A 22,581-nucleotide genomic window follows, 5' to 3' on the forward strand; every position below is an offset into this window, starting at 1 on the left:
CCGCGCATCAGGTGCCATGCGTGGCCCGGATTGTCCACGAAAAGCTGAACGGCGTTTGCAAATTTCGGTGTTAATTCAGGTCTTCCAGCAGACGCCCGTGTTTGCGGGTCTGGACGATGACTTCGCCAAAGGTGTTCAGCCCGCGCGCTTGCAGGATGGGCAGCATCTTGACCAGCGCCTCGGCTGTTGCCACCGCGTCGCCCAATGCCGTATGACGTAGCGCCTCGGGGATAGTGATGTCCAGCCGTTCACACAGCGCGTCCAGTGTATGTGTATCGCTGGCGCCGAACAAAACGGCCGACAACAGCACAGTGTCGAGTATCGGATGATCCCATTCGACTTCCATACGCTTGGCATGGCGGCGAAGGAACGCCATGTCGAACGGCGCGTTATGGGCCACAATCACCGCATCGCGTGAGAATTGGTGAAACACACGTCCGGCTTTGACAATATCCGGTGCGCCCTGAACCATGTGATCACTGATCTTGTGCACGCGGGTCGAGGCAGCAGGGATCGGAATGCCCGGATCTACAAGCATGTCCAGATGCTCGCCCGCGACGATCTTGCCTTTCACAACGCGGACCGCGCCGATCTGAACGATCTCATCCTTGTGTGGCAGCAAGCCGGTTGTTTCCGTGTCGAAGACCACAAAACATAGATCCAGCAAAGAGCGGTTTTCAAACGCGCCGTCACCCGGCGTGTCCAGCAATTCGAAATCATAGACCAGCGGGCGGGCCTCATCTGGCGACATACGGGCAACGCTGTCTTCGAACACCAGCATGTAACCGGGTGCGTCACCCAATGGCTTCATTCGGGCCGAATAGGTTTGTCGGCCGTCCACGCTGGTCAGGGTGCAGAAAACATCCTTACCTGATTTGCACAACTTTCCATACGCGTCCGTCAGCCCCGTCGATTCGATATACTCGAAGAGCGAGGCGTTCAGGCGGGGATGCGCGATCTGGGCCAGCACCTCGGCCGCCTGACCGTCATACAAAACGATCTGGTGTTTTGGACTGGCCAGCAACATGGCGACCGGGATCTCGGTCAGAAGGGCAGTAAGGCGCTGTTTTTCCGCCGCCAGATGAGCGGTTTCAGCAGCCACCGCCTCGGCTGTGTGCATGGCATTTGCGGCAAGTTGCTCGGCCAGGCCAGCTGCAGCAGGGGCCAGATCTCCCAAATACCGCGCGGCCTGCATGTCCAGGTCCGTGCTGACACCGGCATGAGCGCGGGCCCGCAGTTGCGCTGAAAGCCGTTCGATCGGCTTGGCGACATTGTCGTCAAACAACAGCCAGACACCGGCGATCAAAGCCAGCAATCCAAACCCGATCAGAACCTCGGCAAAGATGAAGTCATCAAACAGGTCAGGTTGTGCGGCCCGGGCATAGGTGATCCACAGGGCGGCGGAACTGATTGATATCCCGCCGAGCGCGAGCAGGCAGAAAAACAGAAATATCCTGAGCCGCAGGCTTAACCCTGTGAGCATTGTCAAACCCCGCAGGTGGCGTCGATGATGGGGTCGGCAGGCCCGGCAGATATCCAGTCTGCATTCAGCAGACGTCCGTCATCGGAAAACTCAGCACCGTCCGCAAGGTTGGCGCGACGATTCTCGGCACAGTTTACGGCCACGGGCAGTTTTGAAACCGGAGCCCAGCGACCGAAGAAATAAAGATCGACAAGTCGTTGGTCGGGAACGTTTTCGTTTGTTCGCACCGACACGGTGTCGATAGCGGCAAAGCGGTCGACGAAGGGCACGGCATAGGTCCACGGGCGGTAGAGGGCGCGGCTTTCAACCTCTTGCACGATTGCCATTTCCTCGGGAAGCTGTTCGCGCGTACGGTCGTACCAGGAATACTCGCTGGATATGGTCACAGCGATCATCCCCAAACCCGCCGCGACCGGAGTAACCCATTTCGGCAACCGCCCTCCGGTCAGCTTGTTCAGCACAAGAACGATACCCGCAAAAGCGAAGCCCGCAAAAACAGTGCCGATCAATTCCAGAAACATCGTGTCTCTCCGTTCTTCAGATGCATGTCAGCCCAGCATTCCCTTGCCGTGGCCGACCGCTGATTGCATGGTTTTTACCACAACGAAGGCGTCACGAAGATGACTTCGCTCAAAGTCCGAAAGATCGGAAGGTGGCAGATAATTGTCTGGTTTCTTGCCCGATTTGACCAGCTGGACCTGATGTTCAAGCCGGGTTTCGGCGATCAGATCATAGGCGTCCAGCAAATCGCGTGCGCCTGACGCGCTGAGAACGCCATTGGCCTCGCCAGCCTTCAGACGGGCGCGCGTATTGGCCTCGGGCAGTTCGCCTTGCAGGGCGTAGATTCGCGCCAGATCCACGACCGGAACAACACCATTGTGTTTCATATCCAGCGTGTTGCGGTGCTCGCCCGACCGGATGGTTGCAAACCCACGCAGCAACCCCAGCGGCGGCGTGTGTTTCAACGAGTTCGAGATCATATGTGCGACGAAGATCGAATTGGACCTGGCCGCCGCCAATGTGTCGGCTTGCAGGTCGGCGAACAGGTCGAACGTGCCGCCTATCGGGCGCAAGTCAAACATGACCGAGGCCAGCATCTGCGCTTCGGGGTTCGGTTTGGCGATCCATCCCTTGAAATAGTCGCGCCAGACACGCACCGGCTGACACCAGCGCGGATTGGTCGCCATCATGTCGCCGGGACAATAGAAATAGCCACAGGTATCCAGCCCGTCCGACACGAACCTGGCCAGCATTACAAAGTACTCCATATCCGCATCGGTTAGGCTGTCATCCAGCATCAGGCAGTTGTCCTGATCCGACACGCCTGTCTGTTCCTGCCGCCCTTGCGAGCCGCATGCCAGCCACAGATACGGCACAGGGGGCGGGCCCAGTTTCTGTTCAGCAAGGGCCAGAAGGCGCCGGGTAACCGTGTCAGCAACGTCGGTGATCAGGCGTGTGACGATTTCGTGCCGGTTCCCTCCTGCAACCAGTTGTACCAGCAGCTGTGGGATTTCCGCCGTTACCCGCGCCATATCTTCGGCGGTATTTGCCTGGGCGATGCGTCGCACCAGTTCGGCCGAGTTCACGGCCTGGTAATGTGTCAGGTCGGTTTGTGTGACGATACCGACCAGCCGACCGCCCTCTGAAATCGGGACGTGGCCGATGCCGCGTTCCATCATGATGTGCAACACGTCTGAGCCGATGTCACCGGGTGACAGGGTGACGGGGTTCGCGGTCATGATCTCGGAAACCGGTGTGGACGGAGGCAGGCCGTCCGCAACATATTTGCCTGAGATATCCCGGAGCGTCGCGATGCCCTGCAACGTGTCGCCGTCTGTGATGCATAGTGACGAGATGTGTTTGTCGCGCATGATCTGCGCCGCTTTCTGAACAGGCGTATCCGCGGGGCAGGTAGCCGGGTTATGTGCCATCAGAATATCAATGGAACTGGTCGCAAGGCTTTGCGGGCCGCTTCTGTCGCCGCGTGTGCGGTTGAAGAACTTGGCGACCACATCGTGACCGTCGATCAACTCGCGCACCAGATCCGGTGGCAAAACAATCAGGACCGACGGAGTGTGCGCACGCGCCTTGGTGGCTGCCTTGCCGTCTTTCAGCAGTCCGCGCTCTCCAAAAGAATTGCGCAAGCCTAGTTGAGAGACAACGGCACCATTCTCATCGGTGATTTCAACCTGTCCTTCATAGATCACGAATACGCCGGGAAGCGCATGACCCAGTTCATAGACCGAGGTGTCTTCCTCTACTTCCCAGACCTCGATCTGTTTTACGATCTGATCCAGGGCTTCAGCCGGTAACGCGTCATAGGGATGAACGGATTTCAGAAACCGGGCGATTTCATCGTGGGACAGGGGCATCTGATGTCTCCGGTGTTCTGGTGAAAAAATCCCGCCCAGTGGTATGCCGGGCGGGAGTAGTGGATCGAAAGACGCGGTCGAAGGCAAGAGCCAACGACCGCATCATGCTCACTTGTTCTGAGCTGCACCCGCACCACGGGGAATGCGAACGCTTTCGACCAGTTCCTTGATCTCAGGCGGAGTTTCCTTGGTCATGCCAGCCACAACATAGGCGACAGCAAAGTTGACCATGGCACCGACAGCGCCGAACGAGGTCGACTGGATCGGACCCAGCAACGGATCGGCATCGGTGAACGAGTTGGTGTCCGGAATAAACATCCAACCCTTGTGCAGGAAGATGTAGACCAGGGTAACGACCAGACCTGCCAGCATACCTGCAACAGCGCCGGTGTTGTTGATGCGGGTCGAGAAGATCCCCATCATCAGTGCCGGGAAGATCGAGGCTGCCGCCAGACCAAAGGCCAGAGCAACAGTCTGTGCTGCAAAGCCCGGAGGATTCAGACCCAACCAGGTCGCTACAGCAATCGCCACAGCCATCGCAATCCGTGCCGACAGAAGCTCGCCTTTTTCCGAGATCTGCGGGTTGATTGCGCCCTTGATCAGGTCGTGGGACACGGCCGACGAAATCGCCAGCAGCAAGCCCGCAGCAGTCGACAGAGCAGCCGCAAGACCACCGGCAGCGACCAGACCGATTACCCAACCGGGCAGGTTGGCAATCTCGGGGTTGGCCAGAACCAGGATATCGCGGTTGAACTTGGTCAGCTCGTTACCGACCCAGCCTTTTTGTTCCGCAATCGCCTGCATCGATTCAGATTTGTCATTGTAGTACTGAATCTTGCCGTCGCCGTTCTTGTCCTCCCAATCCAGCAGGCCGGTTTTCTGCCATGTGGCCATCCAGTCGTACCGTGCATCATTGTCGATCTGTTCGACTGTAACGGCACCACCTTCGATGCCACCATTGGGCCACATCATGTCGGTGATGTTCAGACGGGCCATTGCGCCAACAGCCGGAGCGGTCAGATACAGCAGCGCGATGAAGACCAACGCCCAGCCAGCCGACCAACGTGCGTCAGACACTTTGGGGACGGTGAAGAAGCGCATGATAACGTGCGGCAGACCGGCGGTACCGATCATCAGCGACAGGGTGAACAGCACCATATTCAGCGTGTTGGAGTGATGGGCCGTGTATTCGTTGAAGCCCAGCTCTGTTACGATGCCGTCCAGTTTGGTCAGTAGCGGTACACCGCTTGCAGTGTCGCCAAACAGACCCAGCGCCGGAATCGGAGTGCCGGTCAGCTGTAGCGAGATAAAGATGGCAGGGATGGTGTAGGCGGTGATCAGCACGCAGTACTGAGCGACCTGTGTATAGGTCACGCCCTTCATCCCTCCGAACACCGCGTAGGCAAACACAACGCCTGCACCGATCAACAGCCCGGTGGTGTTCGACACTTCCAAGAAGCGGCCAAAGGCAACCCCAACACCGGTCATCTGACCGATAACGTAGGTCACCGATGCGACAATCAGACAGATCACCGCAACGATGCGCGCTGTCTGGCTGTAGAAACGGTCGCCGATGAATTCTGATACGGTGAACTTGCCGAATTTGCGCAGGTACGGCGCAAGCAGCAGTGCCAACAGCACGTAGCCACCCGTCCACCCCATCAGGAAGGTCGAGTTGTCATAGCCGGTAAAGGCAATCAGGCCCGCCATCGAGATGAACGAGGCCGCAGACATCCAGTCCGCCGCTGTTGCCATACCGTTGGTGACCGGGTGTACGCCGCGACCGGCGGCGTAGAACTCTGATGTGGAACCCGCGCGGGCCCAAATCGCAATGCCGATGTACAGCGCGAAGGATGCGCCGACAAACAGCAGGTTGATGGTAAACTGATCCATTATCCCCGCTCTCCCTTACTCTTCATCCACGCCGTGTTCGGCGTCTAGCTTGTTCATGCGCCAGGCGTAGTTGAAGATCAGCACCAGAAAGACCAGGATCGATCCTTGCTGAGCGAACCAAAAGCCCAGATCAGTACCACCGACGGCGATGCCCGACAGCAGCGGACGCAGCAGGATGCCGAATCCAAATGACACCAGCGCCCAGATCACGAGGCTGATGTAGATGAGGCGCAGGTTGGCCTGCCAATAGCCCTTGTCGGCTTCGGCTGCCTGCGCGGAGTTTGTAGATTGATCCGCCATTGCGGGTTCCTCCTTCGCTTCCTCGTTTGGCGGCCCGGTGCTCAACTCCTCCAGTGCGTCGGTCCGCTTCTCGACAATGCCCAACACCGTATGGTGCCAGGTAAAACTTCACCAGTCCGCCAAAGCGGTCTTTTGAAGTATTCTTTTTAGGATCAAAGCCTTGTGGCTTATCTCCTCCCCTTAACTCATGGTGTCGCTCACGATCCCTTCGAGATCGCCAGCGATATCTTCGATCCTGCCCATGGCATTGATGCGTTTCAGAACACCGTGACCGTCGTAATAGGTGATCAGCGGCGCGGTCTGTGCATGATAAGCCGCTAGGCGCGAAGCCACGGTTTCAGCGTTGTCATCCGCGCGGCGCTTGAATTCGGTGCTGCCGCACTTGTCGCACTTTCCGTCTTCGGCTGGCTTCTTGAACTGGTCGTGGTACCCTTCGCCGCAGCCCGCGCAGGTGTAGCGGCCCGAAATGCGGATCACCATTTCGGCATCTTCCACTTCCAGGCTGATTGCTGCGTTGATCTTCTGGTCATTGGACGCCAGCAGACCATCCAGCGCCTCTGCCTGAACCGTTGTGCGGGGGAACCCATCCAGAATGACGCCCTTGGCGCAATCTGATTGCGCCATACGGTCGCGCAGGATCGCAATGACGATCTCGTCACTGACCAGATCACCGGCTTCCATCACGGCTTTGGCGGCTTTGCCTGCGTCCGTGCCTGCTGCAACGGCTTCGCGCAGCAGGTCACCCGTGCTGAGTTGAACAAGCCCGAATTTCTCTTCCAGCATCCGGGCCTGCGTGCCCTTCCCGGCGCCCGGAGGGCCGAGAAGGATGAGTACTGCGGGAGTGGTGATCGTGGCGGCGTCCATCACATCCTCACTTGCTTGCGCGGTTTTCGATCAGGTCTTCGACCACCGACGGATCGGCCAGTGTCGAGGTGTCACCCAGCGAACCAAAATCATTTTCGGCGATCTTGCGCAGGATGCGGCGCATGATCTTACCGGAACGTGTTTTGGGCAGGCCCGGGGCCCATTGGATCACATCGGGGCTGGCAATCGGTCCGATTTCGGTCCGGACCCAGGTGCGCAACTCCTTACGGAGCTCTTCGCTTGGTTCACGGTCATTCATCAAAGTGACATAGCAATAGATGCCTTGCCCCTTGATTTCATGGGGATACCCAACAACCGCAGCTTCTGCTACGGCGGCGTGTGCAACCAGAGCGCTTTCCACCTCGGCCGTTCCCATGCGGTGGCCAGACACGTTGATCACATCGTCCACGCGGCCGGTGATCCAGTAGTCGCCATCTTCATCGCGACGACAGCCATCACCAGTGAAGTAGTAGCCTTTGTAATCCGAAAAATAGGTCTTTTCGAACCGCTCATGATCGCCCCAGACAGTGCGCATCTGGCCGGGCCAGCTGTCTTTGATGCAGAGCACACCCTCGACACCATTACCTTCGATCTCGACGCCGGACTGCGGGTCCAACACCACCGGTTCGATGCCAAAGAACGGTTTCATTGCCGATCCGGGCTTCATTGCATGGGCGCCGGGCAGGGGGGTCATCAGGTGACCGCCGGTTTCAGTTTGCCACCATGTATCCACGATGGGACATTTGCCCTTGCCGACGACTTCGTTGTACCAATTCCAGGCTTCGGGGTTGATCGGTTCACCCACGGTTCCCAGAGTGCGCAGATCGCTGAGGTCGCATTTCTCGACAAACTCTTTGCCCTGACCCATCAGGGCGCGGATCGCTGTGGGCGCGGTGTAAAACTGGTTCACCTTGTGTTTTTCGCAGACTTGCCAGAAACGCGACGCGTCGGGGAAGGTTGGAACGCCTTCGAACATCAGCGTTGTCGCACCATTGGCCAGCGGGCCATAGACAATATAGCTGTGGCCGGTCACCCAGCCCACATCTGCCGTACACCAGTACACGTCGCCTTCGTGGTAATCGAAGGTGATCTCATGCGTCATTGCGGCGTAAACAAGATAGCCGCCGGTCGTGTGAACAACGCCTTTTGGCTGACCTGTCGAGCCGGAGGTGTAGAGGATGAACAGCGGATCTTCGGCGCTCATTTCGGCTGGTGCGCAGTAGTCGTCCGCCTCAAGGGCCATTTCGTTGTAGTCAAAGTCACGACCGTCAATCCAGGTGGTCTGGCCACCGGTGCGTTTGACGACAAGGCACTTGACCGTATCCTTGCAGTGCAGCAGTGCCGCGTCAGCATTGGATTTCAGCGGCGTCTTACGACCACCGCGCGGAGCCTCGTCCGCGGTGATGACAACCTTGGCGTCACAGCCGTTGATCCGGGCTGCCAGAGCGTCCGGCGAGAAGCCTGCAAAAACAATAGAGTGAATTGCGCCGATCCGCGCGCAGGCCAGCATGGCATAAGCGGCCTCGGGGATCATAGGCAGATAAATGACGACGCGGTCGCCTTTGCGCACACCCATAGATTCAAGGATGTTGGCCATGCGGCAGGTGCGGCGGTGCAGTTCTGCGTAAGAGATATGCTGAGCCGGATCATTTGGATCGTCCGGTTCCCAGATGATTGCCGTTTGATCACCGCGGGTTTTCAGGTGGCGATCCAAACAGTTGGCCGAGACATTCAAGGTGCCATCGGCATACCAGTTTATTTTAACCGAACCGAAATCGTAGTTAACGTCTTTGACCTGGGTGAAGGGTTTGATCCAGTCAACGCGCTTGCCTTGCTCGCCCCAGAATGCGTCGGGGTCACTGATCGAAGCGGCGTACATGCCGGCATATTTTTCGGCATCAACATGCGCACGGGCGACGGTTTCTGCGGATGGCGGATAGGTCTTGGCATCTGCCTGGGCAGCGGTGGTCATTTTTGAGGCTCCTCCCTCTGGACTGGATTACGTTGGGACATTTTTTGCCACTTGGTCCGGCAATGTCGATCCCGTTCCTCCCCAAGGTCGAATATTACCGAGTTCTGAAAATAAATAAATAAATTGCCGGAATCCCTGAATTTATTTGTAAAGAAATTTCTAACCACGGCCACATCCAGTAAAGAAAACGCGTAAATTTTGTAAAAATCTTTTTAAAGTAAATGGATAGGTGTAACACATGTCCTGCTTGCATTGCTTGACACAAGCGGGGGTCAGTCCACGAACACCTGGTTTTCCTGCATGCGCAATCCAAGCGGGAACTTCTTCTGATACCAGCGGAAAGCCAAGGCAGGGTTGGCACAGTAGAATGTTGGCGCTAGCTTGATCCTCAAGCGCCTCGGGAGGAGGCGCAGCAATGGGAGATCAAATGATGAAAAAGATGTTGAGCGGCGCGGCCGTCGCCGCCCTGAGCTTTGCTTTTGTCGGTGAAGCCTTTGCAACTGAATGGAACGCATCAGTCTGGGGCAAACGTCGTGCCTTCACCGAGCATGTTGAAAAACTGGCCGAGCTTGTCAGCGAAAAAACCGGCGGTGAATTCACCATCAATGTCAGCTATGGCGGACTATCCAAGCCGCGCGAGAACTTGGACGGTATTGAAATCGGCGCCTTCGAGATGGCTCAGTTCTGCGCAGGTTACCACCGCGACAAAAACCGCGCGATTACTGTTCTGGAGCTGCCCTTCCTTGGCGTGAACAACCTGCAGGAGGAGGTGGCGATAAGCCATGCGGTATATGACCATCCCGCAGTCAAAGATGAGATGGCCCAATGGAACGCCCGCATCATCATGACCTCGCCGATGCCGCAGTATAACTTGGTCGGTACCGGCGAGCCACGCGATGAACTGGCCGATTTTGACGGAATGCGGGTCCGTGCAACTGGCGGTTTGGGGCAAGCCTTTGAGGCGGTCGGAGGTGTTCCGACATCGGTCCCCGCAACCGAAGCGTTCAACGCCATGGAATCAGGTGTCGTCGACACTGTAGCCTTTGCCCAGCACGCACATCTGTCTTTCGGGACGATCAACGAAGCCGACTGGTGGACGGCAAACCTGAACCCAGGAACGGTAAACTGCCCAGTTGTGGTCAACATTGACGCCTATGAGGCCCTGCCAGCCGCGCATCGCGAAGCGCTGGACAACTCGATTGATGAGGCGATTGACCATTACCTGACAAATTACGACGGATTGCTCGAGCAATGGGACAGTGTTCTGCAAGAAAAGGGTGTCCAGAAAGTCATGATCGATGATGCCGTGATCGCAGAATTCCGCACCAAGGCAGCCGACCCGATCCGTGAAAAGTGGATCGCGGAAATGACGGAACAGGGACTGCCAGCGCAGGATCTTTATGATCTCGTTCAGGCGACGCTGACCCAACAGCGCGGCGGCAACTGATCCTAAACCCGGGTGCCCAACGGGCACCCGGTACACAAATATTGGGGAACACCGGAATGGCAGGACAGGCCACAGTGCTGGTGGACGGAAGCCGTCTGAGCCAGCTGGATCAGAAGTTGTTGAAACTGGAGCGTTTTCTGGCGCTCATCAGCGGTTTCGCAGTATTTGGCTTGATGGTGCTGGCCGTTATTTCGGTCAGTGGGCGCAATGCCCTGAATGCCCCATTGCCAGGATATGTTGACTGGATCGAACAGGCGATGCCACTGATCGCATTTCTGGGCATTTCATATGTTCAGCGCGATGGCGGCCACATCCGCATGGACATCGTTCTATCGCGCCTTCACGGCAGGGGGTTGTGGCTGTTCGAACTGGTCTCGGTGGTTTTGATCCTGCTTCTGATGCTTGCACTGGTTTGGGGCAGTTGGTCTCACTTCGACCGCTCCTTTGACTTGGGCGCACCATTGTGGAGCCGCGACAGTTCCATTGATATCGGAATTCCATTGTGGCCCGCGAAACTACTGGCCCCCATCGCGTTTTCCGTACTGTGCCTGCGGCTTGCTTTGCAGGCTTGGGGCTATGGCCGCGCATTATGGCTGGGACTGGAAGCTCCGGTGGCCGTTCCGTTGATACAGGACGCGGCAGCACAAGCAGCGGCTGAGGCCGAACAGTTCGAAGGGCAGGACTGATTTATGGACACGATTGAAATTGGCCTCTGGGTCACGGGCGGGCTTCTGGTCTTTGTCGTGGTCGGCATGCGCGTGGCGTTCGCTGCGGGCTTGGCCGGGCTTATCGGGCTGGTTTGGATTTTTTGGGCCAAGTTTGGGTATGATCCTGCGCGGTTTGGAAAGGCGCTGACAGTTGCGGTCAAAACCGCCGGGCAAGTGCCGCATTCCAAAGTTGCCTCTCACACCCTCAGCCTGATCCCGACCTTTATCCTGATCGGGTATCTGGCCTATTACGCAGGGCTCACGCGGGCGTTGTTTGAAGCTGCCAAACGCTGGGTCGCCTGGGTTCCTGGAGGGTTGGCGGTTTCAACTGTTTTTGCCACCGCCGGTTTCGCCGCGGTTTCGGGTGCCTCGGTCGCCACCTCTGCCGTCTTTGCCCGCATCGCGATCCCGGAAATGCTAAAGGTCGGCTACAACAAACGCTTTGCTGCTGGTGTGGTGGCCGCCGGAGGAACGCTGGCCTCGTTGATCCCACCATCGGCCATACTGGTGATCTACGCGATCATCGTCGAGCAGGATGTCGGGAAGCTACTTCTGGCGGGGTTCATTCCGGGTGCTTTTTCAGCGATCATCTATGCCGTGCTGATTGTCGGGATCGCTGTGATCTTTAAGTCCGTCGGTCCTCCGGTCACAGGCTTTACATGGAAACAGCGCTTTTCGGCCCTTCCCGGAGCCATTCCTATTGTCGCCGTCATCCTGATCATCATCTGCTTTGTCTATAACCCGTTTGGTGAAAAAGCGTGGGGCACACCGACGGAAGGCGGTGCAATCGGCGCCTTCATCGTCTTCTGCTTCGCCCTGTTCCACGGGATGCGGTGGAGTGAATTCAAATCCGCGCTGCTGGAAACGGCCAAGCTTACCGCGATGATCTTTTCGATCATCTGGGGCGTTCTGATCTATGTGCGGTTTCTAGGATTTGCAGACCTTCCCGGCGCCTTTTCTGACTGGATAACCGGGCTCGAGATGTCGCCCATGTTGATCCTGATCTGTATTCTTCTTGCCTACGCCGTGTTGGGCATGTTCATGGATGCGATTGGAATGCTGCTCTTGACCTTACCTGTTGTTTATCCGGCGGTTATGGCGCTGAACGGTGGTGAATCTGTCAGTGCCGCAGACAGTGCGTTTGGCATGTCCGGCCCGATGTGCGCGATCTGGTTCGGAATTCTGGTAGTCAAAATGGCCGAATTCTGCCTGATTACACCGCCAATTGGATTGAATTGCTTTGTCGTCGCCGGGGTGCGTCCGGATTTGAGTGTTCAGGATGTCTTCAGAGGTGTGACGCCGTTTTTCGTGGCCGACGCCCTGACCATAGCAATGCTTGTGGCGTTCCCTGGTATTGTACTCTACCTGCCATCGCTTGCGGGTTAGGTGGGATGCGAGGCTCTGCCTCGCGCTCCGGGATATTTAAAGCCAGATGAAGAACGGATCCCCTGCTTCATCTGGCCAATAAATATCCCGGGGGAGGCGCCCGGCACGGGCGACGGGGGCAGAGCCCCCTTAGGTGCGCCTAACCGGCCCGCATCAGCATTCCGAACAGGTCGCGCGGATCGTCCGGGTCTGCCAGCATGTCCAGAGGTTCAAAGAATGCGGTGCCTTCGATCGCCTGCTTGACATAACGCAGGGCTGAGAAATCTTCAATCGCGAAGCCAACGCTGTCGAACAGGGTGATTTGGCGGTTGTCTGTGCGCCCTTTGGCAGCGCCGGTCATGACCTGCCACATCTCGGTCACGGGATGATCAGCATCCAGCGCCTGAATCTCGCCCTCGATCCGGGTTTGCTCGGGATATTCGACGAAAATGTCTGAGCGCAGCAAGATGTCGCGATGCAATTCTGTCTTGCCGGGGCAATCGCCACCGATGGCGTTGATGTGGACGCCGGGACCGACCATGTTGTCGGTGAGGATGGTGGCGTTTTTCTTGTCTGCCGTGCAGGTGGTGATGATCTGAGCGCCTTCAATAGCATCTTCCGGCGTCTTGCATGGGACGACCGTCAGGCCCTTGCCTTGTAGGTTTGCGGCGCATTTCGCAGTTGCACCGGGATCGATATCGTAAAGCCGCACAGTGTCGATCCCGCACATTGCCTTGAAAGCGAGGCATTGGAACTCGGACTGCGCCCCATTGCCGATCATGGCCATGGTTGTGGCATTCTTCGGGGCAAGATAGCGTCCGACCAGAGCCGACGTTGCCGCCGTGCGCAACGCCGTCAGCATCGTCATTTCGGTCAGCAGAGTGGGATATCCGGTGTAAACCTCCGCCAGCAATCCGAATGCGGTCACAGTTTGCAGACCCTCGGAGGTGTTTTTGGGATGACCGTTCACGTATTTGAACCCATATGCCTCACCATCCGAGGTGGGCATCAGTTCAATCACACCGTGCGGAGAATGCGCCGGGATACGCGGGGTCTTGTCAAAGCTTTCCCACCGTTTGAAATCGGATTCGATTTGATCGGCGATCTGAACGATCATCTGTTCGACGCCAATGTGGTGGATCAAACGCATCATGTTGTCGACGGACACAAAAGGCACGAGTGCCTTGTCAGAAGGTTGCATCGTACTCTCCTATCGGCGGGCAAGGTGGACGCCTGCAATCATGCAGCGTACTGACCCACCAGCAGTTTCGATTGTTGGGACGGACAGTGGCAAAGGCGTTGCACTGGCTTGGATTATTTTGATTTGATCAGGGGTGAGGGCGCCTAACGCTCGGCTCGACAATGCCAGCACCAATCCATCGCGTCCCTTCAACTCAATTGCATTTCCCGCAAATTCGGCGATTTGGTCATGAGTCAGATCAATCACGGTTCGACCGGATTCCTCTAACCGATTGCGAATGGTCAAGCGACGGTCGGGGTCCGATATCATGTCGAGGCAGATTAACGCGTAATGAGTGCCGATCCCCATCAATACGTTGGTATGATAAACGTCCCTGCCTTTTGCGTCGCGGGCCTGAAAGGCAATTGGTTCATAGTTGAAATGAGTGCAGAACCGCTCCAGCAAGACCGGGTCGGCGCGATTGGAGGTGACTGTATACGCGATGCGGGCAATGTGGTCCAACACCATCGCACCTGTCCCTTCCAGCGCAAGGTTGTCTTGTTCCAGCCCGGAATAGTCTATGACATCCTGCACGCGATACTCATGTTTGAGCAGTTCGATGACATCGGTTCGCCGCTCGCGTCGGCGAGACGGCACGAACATCGGGTAAACTGCTATGTGACCACCAGGATGTGTGGAAAACCAATTGTTTGGGAAAACGCTGTCGGGTGTGTCGAGATCGCCAAAATCATCAAAAACGTGAACAGTGATTCCTGTGTCGCGCAGGCGTTGAACTGCCTGGTCATGTTCATCTCTCGCAGCTTCCGACGTGGCTGCGGCCGACGTGATACTCAGCGTTTGAAACGCATTGTCATCGCGTGTTTCCGGGTTGGAGGCAAAGGCATGTGGCCGGATCATTACTGCTGCAGACGGTGCTTGTAGCGATAGCATCAGAAACTCCGGGTGGGGCGGTCAAAGACGCGACGGCCCATAAGTGAGGCGGCCAGATCGACCATCAGTTTTGCAGTGCGGCCACGTTCATCCAGAAACGGGTTCAGTTCGACAAGATCCAGCGAACTGACCAGTCCGCTTTCATGCAGCAGTTCCATGACCAGATGAGCCTCGCGCTCGGTCGCACCGCCGGGAACAGTGGTGCCGACGGCAGGGGCGATGGCCGGGTCCAGGAAATCAACATCCAACGAAACGTGGAGAAGGGCGTTTTCAACTTTGACGCGGTCCAGAAACGCCAGCAACGGGGCCTTGATCCCATGTTCGTCAATGCTGCGCATGTCGGCCAGCATGGCCCGGTTTTGTTCCAGCGCCGAACGTTCTGCCGGGTCGACAGAGCGTAGGCCGATCATGCCGACGCGGTCCGTTGGCACGATGGCAGGTAAGGAAGGAAATGCCTCGAACCCCGGCCTTCCTGTAAAATAGGCGACGGGTGTGCCATGCAGGTTGCCGCTGTCTGTGCTGTCGGGGGTGTGAAAGTCACTATGGGCATCCAGCCACAGAACGAACAGCGGGCGGTCAATCTTTGCAGCATAAGCGGCCATCCCGGTCACGGTTCCCATGGACAACGCGTGATCGCCGCCCATGAAGATCGGAATGCCCCGATCAGCCGCTTTTAGCGCGACCTTGCTCAGCGCTTGCGTCCAACCGATGCATTCGGGCAGCGCGAACAGGTGCGGATGTTCGGGCAAGCCGGTTTCTTCAGGTTGCACGTCGCCCCAATCGCAAACGGAGTGACCAAGATCGGTCAAGGCCTGATCCAGCCCGGCCACGCGATATGCGTCAGGACCCATTCGGCAACCCTGACGCCGTTTTCCGGCGTCCATCGGCGCGCCGACTAAAATGATGTTATTGCGTTCCATGTGGTCCATTTAGGCCGTCACTGTGTCTTGCGTGAAGAGCGCAAAATGCTCAAAATGGTTCAGGAAACTCCTTAGTGAGAAAGTGATATGGACGAATTGGATAGTCGTCTGCTGGGCGCATTGCAGCGTGACGCGCGCGCCAGCCTGTCAGAGCTGTCGGAAACGCTGGGCGTAACCCGCACTACGGTGCGCAGCCGTTTGCAACGGCTCAAGCAATCTGGTGAGATCGTCGGTTTTACTGTGTTGACGCGTCGGGATCTGGCACAAAGCCCTGTGCGTGGGCTGATGATGCTAGAAATCGAGGGGCGCGGTACCGAGCGCGTGATGTCCCGGATCGGGGCTATGCGGCAGGTCACGGCGGTCCATTCGACCAACGGCAGTTGGGATTTGATTGCCGAAATCAGTACGGAAACTCTGGCCGAGCTGGACGAGGTTCTGTTTCATATTCGCAGGATCGACGGCGTTACACGTTCGGAAACGAACCTGCTGCTGTCAACGCGCAAGGGGCGGCTCTAGTGCTTTGAGATAAATGCGAATTGTGCCAGAGTTCGTGAGTAGACAGGGTGTGGCTTACCCTTAGGTAGGCCGCTTGCTGATTAAGGGTTCAGTATTTCCGGAAGGCTTGCGGCATGACCACATCTGATAATGGTGACGAACCTTTGGCCGAAAAGTGGGCCGAACGTCTTGCTGGTCTACTGGAGAAACCCTGGCTGCGCATCGCGATACCGGTCGTTATTACCGGGATTGCCCTTTCGGTTTTGCACGATCTGTTGGCCCATGTGAAATGGTCGGATGTCCAGACAGATATTTCGGCGACATCATGGAAGTTGATGTTTTTTGCGATGTGCTGGACAGCGTTCAGCTTTTTTTCGCTGTCGCTCTATGATGTGTTCGCGGTACAAAGCGTGGCGGATGGCAAGGTGCCGTTACCTGTGGCGGGGATGGCCGGAGCCAGTGGATACGCGGTGTCGAACTGCCTTGGATTTTCCTATATCACAGGAACCGCAATCCGGTATCGGATATACGCGTCGCTTGGCTTGGATCTTGGCCGGGTGGCTGGTGTAATCGCAACCTCATGGGTGGCGTTCTGGATGGGTCTGATCCTGATTCTGGGCCTGTTGCTGACCCTGCACCCGGATGGAATATCCAAGGTGATGCCCGTCAGCGAAACGGTCGAAACCACCATAGGATTGTGCTTGCTGGTTGCATTTGTCGCGATGTTCATTTGGCTGTCCAGCGGTGGCCGACGGTTGGCTGTTGCAGGTGTCGGTTTCGATTTGCCCGGAGGCAAACTGGCGGGCCTGCTGACGTTGGCTGCCATCGGCGACCTGTTTGGCGCATCCATGGCGCTTTACGTACTGATGCCGGATGATTTGGGGGTCGGGTACCCGTATTTCTTCACCATCTATATCGCTGCCATTGCCGTTGGAATCCTGAGCCATGCGCCGGGCGGGATCGGCGTGTTTGAGGCGACATTGATTGCCGGTCTGGGGGCGTCGGGTCGTTCGGATGTGATTGCTGCGTTGCTGCTTTACCGGGTGGTTTACACTTTTTTGCCATTTGCAGTCGCCAGCCTTTCCATTGCCGTTGCATCGGTCTTGACCCAAAGACACATGATCGGCGGTGCCGCGGTTTGGGTCTATCGTGTGATCCGCCCCATGGTTCCAATGGTCGCGGCCGGGGTTGCCGCAGTGGCCGGGGTGATCTTGCTGGTGTCGGGCGCGCTGCCAGCGGGGGCGCAAAAGCTCGGCATGCTGAAAGATCTGCTGCCCCTGTCATTTGTCGAGGCTTCGCATCTTGCAGGCAGCGTCGTAGGCGTATTGCTGTTGCTGGTCTCGCGCGGGTTGTTCCGCAAGCTCTACAGGGCATGGGTCGTTGCGATGGTGTTGATGGGGGCGGGATTCTTTGCTTCGCTTGCAAAGGGGCTCGACATCCACGAAGCGCTTTCGATGCTGGGAACGATTGGTCTGCTGGCCATGTTTCGCGGTGCGTTCTACCGGGTCAGTGGCGCGTCGATATTTCGGTTGAACATCCCATGGCTGATCAGTGTCGTAGTTCTGTTGGCGGTGATTTTCTGGATCGGGCTGTTTGCATATTCGCATGTCGAATACCAAAATGATCTGTGGTGGCAGTTTGCTTGGAACGGTGACGCCTCGCGCTTTTTGCGGTCCAGCCTTGTCGTGGCCGTGATCGTGGGCATTGTTGCCATGAACTCTCTGTTCGGGCGTGAGATTCCGACACCACAGCGGGTTGAAATCCCAGAGGTTGTCGAGCGGCTAGTGATGGAGAGTGAGGATACGGAATCCCAAATCTCGCTTACCGGTGACAAGCAATTCCTGATCTCACCGGATGAGACCGCGTTTATTGCCTACGCCGACACAGGCAATGCGCTGATTTCGAAAGGAGAACCGGTTGGTGACGAGGGTGCCGGGCAGCAACTGATTTGGCAGCTTCGGGAAATGGCGGATCGCGAAGGTAAACTTTGCGCGTTCTACAGTGTCTCGACCAAATATCTGCCAACTTTTCTGGATCTTGGACTGTCGATCCTGAAAATTGGCGAGGTTGCGCGGGTTTCTTTGCACGATTTCTCGCTGGACGGAAAGTCGCGCAAGCGGTTCCGGCAAGCCAAGAACCGTGCTGAACGCGAAGGATATGTGTTCGAGATTGTTCCGAAGGAAGAACTGGCGCCTCTGTTGTCAGACTTGCGTGGGATTTCAGACCGCTGGCTTGCGCAAAAGGCCGGTGCAGAAAAGGGCTTTGCGCTGGGGGGATTTGATGATGAATACCTGTCCTATTTCGATCATGCTATCCTGCGTGATGGCAACACCGGCAAGATCATGGCCTTTGCCAATCTGTTCCAAGGGGGGAACAAGTCGGAGCTGTCGCTGGATCTTATGCGCTATGAACCCGATAGCCCAAGTTTCCTTATGGACGCTCTTTTCGCCGACATGATGGATTGGGGCGCGCAGCAGGGGTTTCACTGGTTTTCACTGGGTGCCGCACCGTTTTCAGGGATCGAAAACCGTCAGCTTGCTTCGCTTTGGAACCGCATCGGTGGGTTCGTTTACGAACATGGCGAGCAATTCTACCATTTTGAAGGCCTGCGCGCGTTCAAGCAGAAGTTCGATCCGGAATGGAGCCCGAATTATCTGGCCAGCCCCGGCGGGCTGGCCGCGCCCCGCATTCTGTATGAGGTCAATATCCTGATCTCGGGCGGATTGCGCGGGTTAACCAAGTAGCACTTAATTCAGGCTTGCGCGGGTTGGGGTTTTCTGCAGCAGATCGCCCCAGTCCGTGCGATAGGCCATCTCGGCCAGAACGGTTTCGGGCAGGAATTCCTGGTTTTGCCGGATCTGCCATCCGCCGCCCAGGCCCTTGTAAACCGCCACCAGATTGCTGGATACCTGCTGCCGTGCCTCGATCAGATTGGCCTGCGACCGCAATAGCGCGGTCTGGGTGTTCAGCACGCGCGAATAATCGGCAATGCCGTCTGTATACTGGCTGACGGCGATTTCGGCAGCTTTGCGTGAGGCCTCGACACTTTGTTGATAGAACCCGACCTGCTTACGTGCCTGCGCATAAGCGACCATGGCACTTTCAACTTCGGAATAAGCGGTCAGCACAGTGTTCTGATAATTCGCAATCAGCGCCTGATAAGCGGCGTCCTGCGCGCGAACATTGTTCTTGATGCGGCCATAGTTCAGCACATTCCAGACCACACCGGCACTGGCCAGACCGGTTGTGCTGCCACCGCTGAACAGATCGCGCCCGCCGGATGCCTGCAGCCCGATCGCGCCAGACAGGATGAATTGGGGATACAGGTCCGCCATCGCGATGCCCACTTGTGCCGATTGCGTGGCTGCCGCCAGTTCAGCCGCGCGCACATCCGGGCGGCGGCGTAGCAATTCAGCGGGAACGCCCACTGCCACATTTGCTCGGGCCGATGGAATGTGGCCGGAATTGCCCAACAGACCGGTCATGCGTGAAGGTGTCGTGCCCAACAACACCGCAAGCGCGTTCTTGGTCTGTTGCAAGTCGCTTTCCAGTTCGGGTACCAGCGCCTTAGTGTTGTTCAGCAGGGCGGTGGATTCCTGCACGTCCAGTTCCGTGGTGACGCCATTGTTAAACCGCAGCTGAGTCAGGTCTGCCGAATCCTGCTGCAATTTGATGTTCTCACGCGCAATTGCCAGCGTCTCTTGCAACGCCCGGATATTGACGTAAAGCGCGGCGACATCCCCGGTCAGCGTCACCAACGCGTCGTCGTAATTCGCCACTTGCAGGGCCAGGTTGGATCGCGCCGCCTGAACGCCGCGTCGTTGCGCGCCCCAGACGTCCAGCTCCCATTGGGCATCGAAGCCGACTTGTGAGGTCGAGAACTCGGTATCCAGCGGGATGACGCGATTGACATCCGAAATTGGCCCCAGATTGTCACTGATCTGACGCCGTTCAAGCGAGCCGCCAATGGCCTGCGACTGCGGGTAAAGCTCGCCAAAGGCGATACCCAGTTGTGCACGGGCCTGCAAAACCCGCGCTCCAGCGACCTGAAGTGTCAGGTTCTGGGCGTAAGCCTCGGCAATCAGTTTGTTGAGGGTCGGATCATTGAATGTCTGCCACCATTTCACGACAGGCGCACTGCGCGACGTCAGCCCGCTTTGACCGGCGCTGGGGTTGTTGACCTCAATCCACTGTTTCACGACAGGTGAGTTGGGGCGCACGAAATCTGGTCCAACGGGTGTGCAGGCCGCGAGAGTGGCGGCACAAATGGCGGTTCCCAACAACCTGCGGAGTGTCATGGCGCGCATCCTCAGATATCCAGAGGTCGGATGAAGTTGGCGAAGGAATAGAGACGGATGTTGATACGCCTCAGAAACTCAAAACTTTTGCCTTGGCCTGTATAGATCGCCACTGCGGCATGACCACCTGCTGGGAAAATGTGGTCTTCCGGAACATCGACGGTGATCTGGACCGCAATCCGACCGGGCAGTTTGGGCAGCTCGAAACCGGGCAGGCGGCCCGACGGGATGAGTTGCCCCTGCCGGGTGGCCCACCAGATCGCTTCGACCTTGCCCGTCAGGATTTCACCGGGATAAAGATCAAGTGCAACTTCGACCTCTTGCCCCGGCTCGACAAATTTCAGGTTCTGTTGGCGGAACGTGGCAAGGATATAAGGGCTTTCATCAGTCACAAAGCTGGCAATCGCACCCAATCGGACGTCACCGACTACCAATCCGGGGCGAGCCTGCTGTGAGACGATCATGCCATTTTCAGGCGCATAGATTGTTGTGTTTTCCAGAAAATATTCGGCTTCGGCCAATTGCGCCTGCGCCTGAAGGATGCCGGTGTTCACGCCGTCAATCTGCGATTCCAGCGCCAGCTGAGCCTTGGCCAGGTTCGCCTCGGCCTGTTTAACGGCGGCCTGATCTTCCGTCACCTGTTCGCTCCAACGGTCGAGGTCGTCCTGACGGGCACCTCCGGCGGGAACAAGGTTCTCATACCGCGCCTGTTGGGTTTGCGCATAAGCCAGTTGTGCATTGGCCCGTTCGACAGCTTCGGTCGACGCGATAACATCCTGTTCAAGGATTTTGGCATTCTGCGCTGCCGCCACCAACTGGGCCTGTGCATTATCGACCGCCAGCGAAAACACCGTATCGTCGAACCGATAAAGCGGATCGCCCTTTGTGACCGGTGTGTTCGGTTCAACAAGAACCTCGGACAGGATCGTCGGCTGTGTCAGCTTTGGGATGATCTGTATGGTCGAACGCACCACGTGGCTGTCTGCCGAAAACGGCTGAAAGAAGCGCAACGCCACAAGGAAGATCAGCAGCAGATGTGCGCCCACCCAGAACGAAACAATGCCCCAGGCAATGTTAAACTTCAGCCATGCCAGCTTGAAGAAAATGAGCCAGACGAAAATGATGTAGAACAAAGTGATGCCGAGGGCGACGAACATAGGTATTAGGGTCCTTCGGTCTTAACTGGGTTGTGTGTCGTCTGTGTCCAGACGATTCTGGTATTCGGGTTTGACCTTGCCGCCCAGGCGTTTGATTTCATCGCGAATGGCATCTTTTTCCTCGTCCGGGCCGCGGCGAATATCGACCGTGACGCCATCGTGAAAAGCCCACATGAAGGCGTGTACCCAGGGCACGACAGCCAAGAACCCCATCCATCCCATGATCTTTACAGCTTCGGCGTGGGGATGATTGCGTTTGATCGCGATCCGCCCCGGAAGGCCCATAATGAAAAGGAACAGCGCCATAACTGCTGCAAGCAGCAGGATCAGCGCGGCCAATGTCAGATAGTCATAATAGCCCAGCGGCTGGCCCAGTAGTCCCATGCGTGTGCCTCCATCAGGGGAAGGTTAGGGTATCCTCAGTCATTCGCTTTCAGTTCGTCAATCAACTTGTAGTCGGTGGGCGGGTCATCACAAATGCCCGGTCCGCATTCCAGCAGAGTTGAACCGGCGTTCAGCACGGCCAGTGCCAGCATGACAAAGAAGGCGGTTTTTGCCAGCTTGTTTCCCCCAAATCGTACCTCGCTGGTCGCGCCCGAGACATATTGGCGATCAAACAGCAGCATGAACGACGTACCCAGCAGGACTAGGAAAAAGGCGATGCCCGCCCAAGTGTAATAATGCAGCCCAAGAACGGGCGATCCATAGTGGCCGGTTCCCGGCACAATGTGCAACAGGATTTGCCGGATCGAAACACTGCCGCCATACAAAGCTGCAATCAGCATGATGGCATAGTGCTGCGGTCGCGCGCCATACAGCAGGTTCAAGCCCAGCCCGACGCCGACAGCAACAAAGCCGACACGCTGCAACAGGCAAAGCGGGCAAGGCAGTTCGTAAAGGAAAAGTTGATAAAAAAACGCCAGCGCCAGAACGAGACAGACGGCCAACATTCCGATCGCGTTAAATGTTCGTGACAGTTCAGGTGTCATGACGAGGCCCTCAAAGCTGAATTGTCAGCTGACTGGTGGCGTGGAATTTCAACCAGTAGATACTAAGGGCAATTGTAACAAAGAACAGCGCATTGCCTGCCTTCGTCATGTTGAAATAGTTGAGCCCCATCGTGGCGGTAAGTAGTGCAAATAAAAGCGCAATCATGGCCCGGTGCTCCCCTCCCGTG

20 protein-coding genes are annotated in these 22,581 nt (G+C 57.1%); 5 read left to right on the forward strand and 15 right to left on the reverse strand.

From position 1 onward, the window contains the following. Window positions 1-70: 70 nt before the first annotated feature. The 7 genes from ACR0BK_RS00255 to acs all read right to left on the reverse strand — a co-directional run bounded on the left by ACR0BK_RS00255 (window position 71) and on the right by acs (window position 8,884). On the reverse strand, window positions 71-1,483 hold the full coding sequence (locus ACR0BK_RS00255; RefSeq protein WP_480553291.1) for a 3'-5' exonuclease: 1,413 nt from the start codon (window positions 1,481-1,483) through the stop codon (window positions 71-73). Between the two features lie 2 nt (window positions 1,484-1,485). Beyond that, on the reverse strand, window positions 1,486-2,004 hold the full coding sequence (locus ACR0BK_RS00260) for a hypothetical protein (RefSeq protein ID WP_480516730.1): 519 nt from the start codon (window positions 2,002-2,004) through the stop codon (window positions 1,486-1,488). A 27-nt stretch (window positions 2,005-2,031) separates the two neighbouring features. Continuing rightward, window positions 2,032-3,855 (reverse strand): DUF294 nucleotidyltransferase-like domain-containing protein, encoded by a 1,824-nt coding sequence (locus ACR0BK_RS00265; protein ID WP_480553292.1) that lies wholly within the window; start codon window positions 3,853-3,855, stop codon window positions 2,032-2,034. 108 nt (window positions 3,856-3,963) lie between these two features. Next, complete coding sequence (locus ACR0BK_RS00270) at window positions 3,964-5,748, reverse strand: sodium:solute symporter family protein (RefSeq protein ID WP_480476698.1); 1,785 nt, start codon at window positions 5,746-5,748, stop codon at window positions 3,964-3,966. Window positions 5,749-5,763: 15 nt separating this feature from the next. Then, window positions 5,764-6,048, reverse strand: coding sequence for a DUF4212 domain-containing protein (locus ACR0BK_RS00275; RefSeq protein WP_209504901.1), 285 nt, complete (start codon window positions 6,046-6,048; stop codon window positions 5,764-5,766). Between the two features lie 180 nt (window positions 6,049-6,228). After that, on the reverse strand, window positions 6,229-6,912 hold the full coding sequence (locus ACR0BK_RS00280; RefSeq protein ID WP_480493362.1) for an adenylate kinase: 684 nt from the start codon (window positions 6,910-6,912) through the stop codon (window positions 6,229-6,231). Window positions 6,913-6,919: 7 nt separating this feature from the next. Continuing rightward, window positions 6,920-8,884, reverse strand: a complete 1,965-nt coding sequence (acs, locus tag ACR0BK_RS00285) for an acetate--CoA ligase (RefSeq protein WP_480493360.1) — start codon at window positions 8,882-8,884, stop codon at window positions 6,920-6,922. A 430-nt stretch (window positions 8,885-9,314) separates the two neighbouring features. Between acs and ACR0BK_RS00290 the strand changes: the two genes are divergently transcribed. From ACR0BK_RS00290 to ACR0BK_RS00300, 3 genes are read left to right on the forward strand one after another with little or no spacing between them, the layout of a single operon-like run. Continuing rightward, entirely contained in the window at window positions 9,315-10,331 is a 1,017-nt protein-coding gene (locus ACR0BK_RS00290; protein ID WP_480553877.1) for a C4-dicarboxylate TRAP transporter substrate-binding protein, read from the forward strand. Window positions 10,332-10,387: 56 nt separating this feature from the next. Continuing rightward, the gene (locus ACR0BK_RS00295; protein ID WP_480472339.1) at window positions 10,388-11,017 is read left to right on the forward strand and encodes a TRAP transporter small permease subunit; all 630 of its coding nucleotides are present in this window, start codon (window positions 10,388-10,390) and stop codon (window positions 11,015-11,017) included. Window positions 11,018-11,020: 3 nt separating this feature from the next. Continuing rightward, on the forward strand, window positions 11,021-12,424 hold the full coding sequence (locus ACR0BK_RS00300; protein WP_480553294.1) for a TRAP transporter large permease: 1,404 nt from the start codon (window positions 11,021-11,023) through the stop codon (window positions 12,422-12,424). A 139-nt stretch (window positions 12,425-12,563) separates the two neighbouring features. Here ACR0BK_RS00300 and ACR0BK_RS00305 read toward each other — a convergent pair whose 3' ends face one another. The 3 genes from ACR0BK_RS00305 to rocF are packed head-to-tail and all read right to left on the reverse strand — an operon-like array spanning window position 12,564 to window position 15,454. Next, window positions 12,564-13,604 (reverse strand): ornithine cyclodeaminase, encoded by a 1,041-nt coding sequence (locus tag ACR0BK_RS00305; RefSeq protein ID WP_480553296.1) that lies wholly within the window; start codon window positions 13,602-13,604, stop codon window positions 12,564-12,566. Window positions 13,605-13,613: 9 nt separating this feature from the next. Beyond that, window positions 13,614-14,534, reverse strand: coding sequence for a citrulline utilization hydrolase CtlX (gene ctlX, locus ACR0BK_RS00310; RefSeq protein WP_480472341.1), 921 nt, complete (start codon window positions 14,532-14,534; stop codon window positions 13,614-13,616). Then, complete coding sequence (gene rocF, locus ACR0BK_RS00315) at window positions 14,534-15,454, reverse strand: arginase (protein ID WP_480493559.1); 921 nt, start codon at window positions 15,452-15,454, stop codon at window positions 14,534-14,536. Before rocF ends, ctlX begins: the two co-directional genes overlap by 1 nt. A gap of 87 nt (window positions 15,455-15,541) precedes the next feature. Between rocF and ACR0BK_RS00320 the strand changes: the two genes are divergently transcribed. Together ACR0BK_RS00320 and mprF are read left to right on the forward strand one after the other, a co-directional pair. After that, entirely contained in the window at window positions 15,542-15,970 is a 429-nt protein-coding gene (locus ACR0BK_RS00320) for an Lrp/AsnC family transcriptional regulator (RefSeq protein WP_480472343.1), read from the forward strand. 113 nt (window positions 15,971-16,083) lie between these two features. Beyond that, window positions 16,084-18,693: a bifunctional lysylphosphatidylglycerol flippase/synthetase MprF gene (gene mprF, locus ACR0BK_RS00325; protein ID WP_480553298.1), complete on the forward strand. Its 2,610-nt coding sequence runs from the start codon at window positions 16,084-16,086 to the stop codon at window positions 18,691-18,693. Between the two features lie 3 nt (window positions 18,694-18,696). On the opposite strand, the gene ACR0BK_RS00330 is transcribed toward mprF, so the two are convergent. From ACR0BK_RS00330 to ACR0BK_RS00350, 5 genes are read right to left on the reverse strand one after another with little or no spacing between them, the layout of a single operon-like run. Next, on the reverse strand, window positions 18,697-20,247 hold the full coding sequence (locus ACR0BK_RS00330) for an efflux transporter outer membrane subunit (RefSeq protein WP_480472349.1): 1,551 nt from the start codon (window positions 20,245-20,247) through the stop codon (window positions 18,697-18,699). An 11-nt stretch (window positions 20,248-20,258) separates the two neighbouring features. Beyond that, complete coding sequence (locus ACR0BK_RS00335) at window positions 20,259-21,404, reverse strand: HlyD family secretion protein (RefSeq protein WP_480553300.1); 1,146 nt, start codon at window positions 21,402-21,404, stop codon at window positions 20,259-20,261. Window positions 21,405-21,425: 21 nt separating this feature from the next. Continuing rightward, window positions 21,426-21,788 carry a DUF3302 domain-containing protein gene (locus ACR0BK_RS00340; protein WP_480493356.1) on the reverse strand — a complete coding sequence of 121 codons (363 nt, stop codon included), beginning with the start codon at window positions 21,786-21,788 and terminating at the stop codon, window positions 21,426-21,428. A gap of 35 nt (window positions 21,789-21,823) precedes the next feature. Beyond that, a complete protein-coding gene (locus ACR0BK_RS00345; protein ID WP_480516744.1) occupies window positions 21,824-22,393 on the reverse strand; it encodes a disulfide bond formation protein B in 570 nt (189 codons plus the stop codon). A gap of 10 nt (window positions 22,394-22,403) precedes the next feature. Beyond that, window positions 22,404-22,559, reverse strand: a complete 156-nt coding sequence (locus ACR0BK_RS00350) for a DUF5993 family protein (RefSeq protein WP_480553302.1) — start codon at window positions 22,557-22,559, stop codon at window positions 22,404-22,406. Between the last annotated feature and the right edge of the window lie 22 nt (window positions 22,560-22,581).

The sequence above is a fragment of the Ruegeria sp. AF1 genome, from assembly GCF_056542125.1.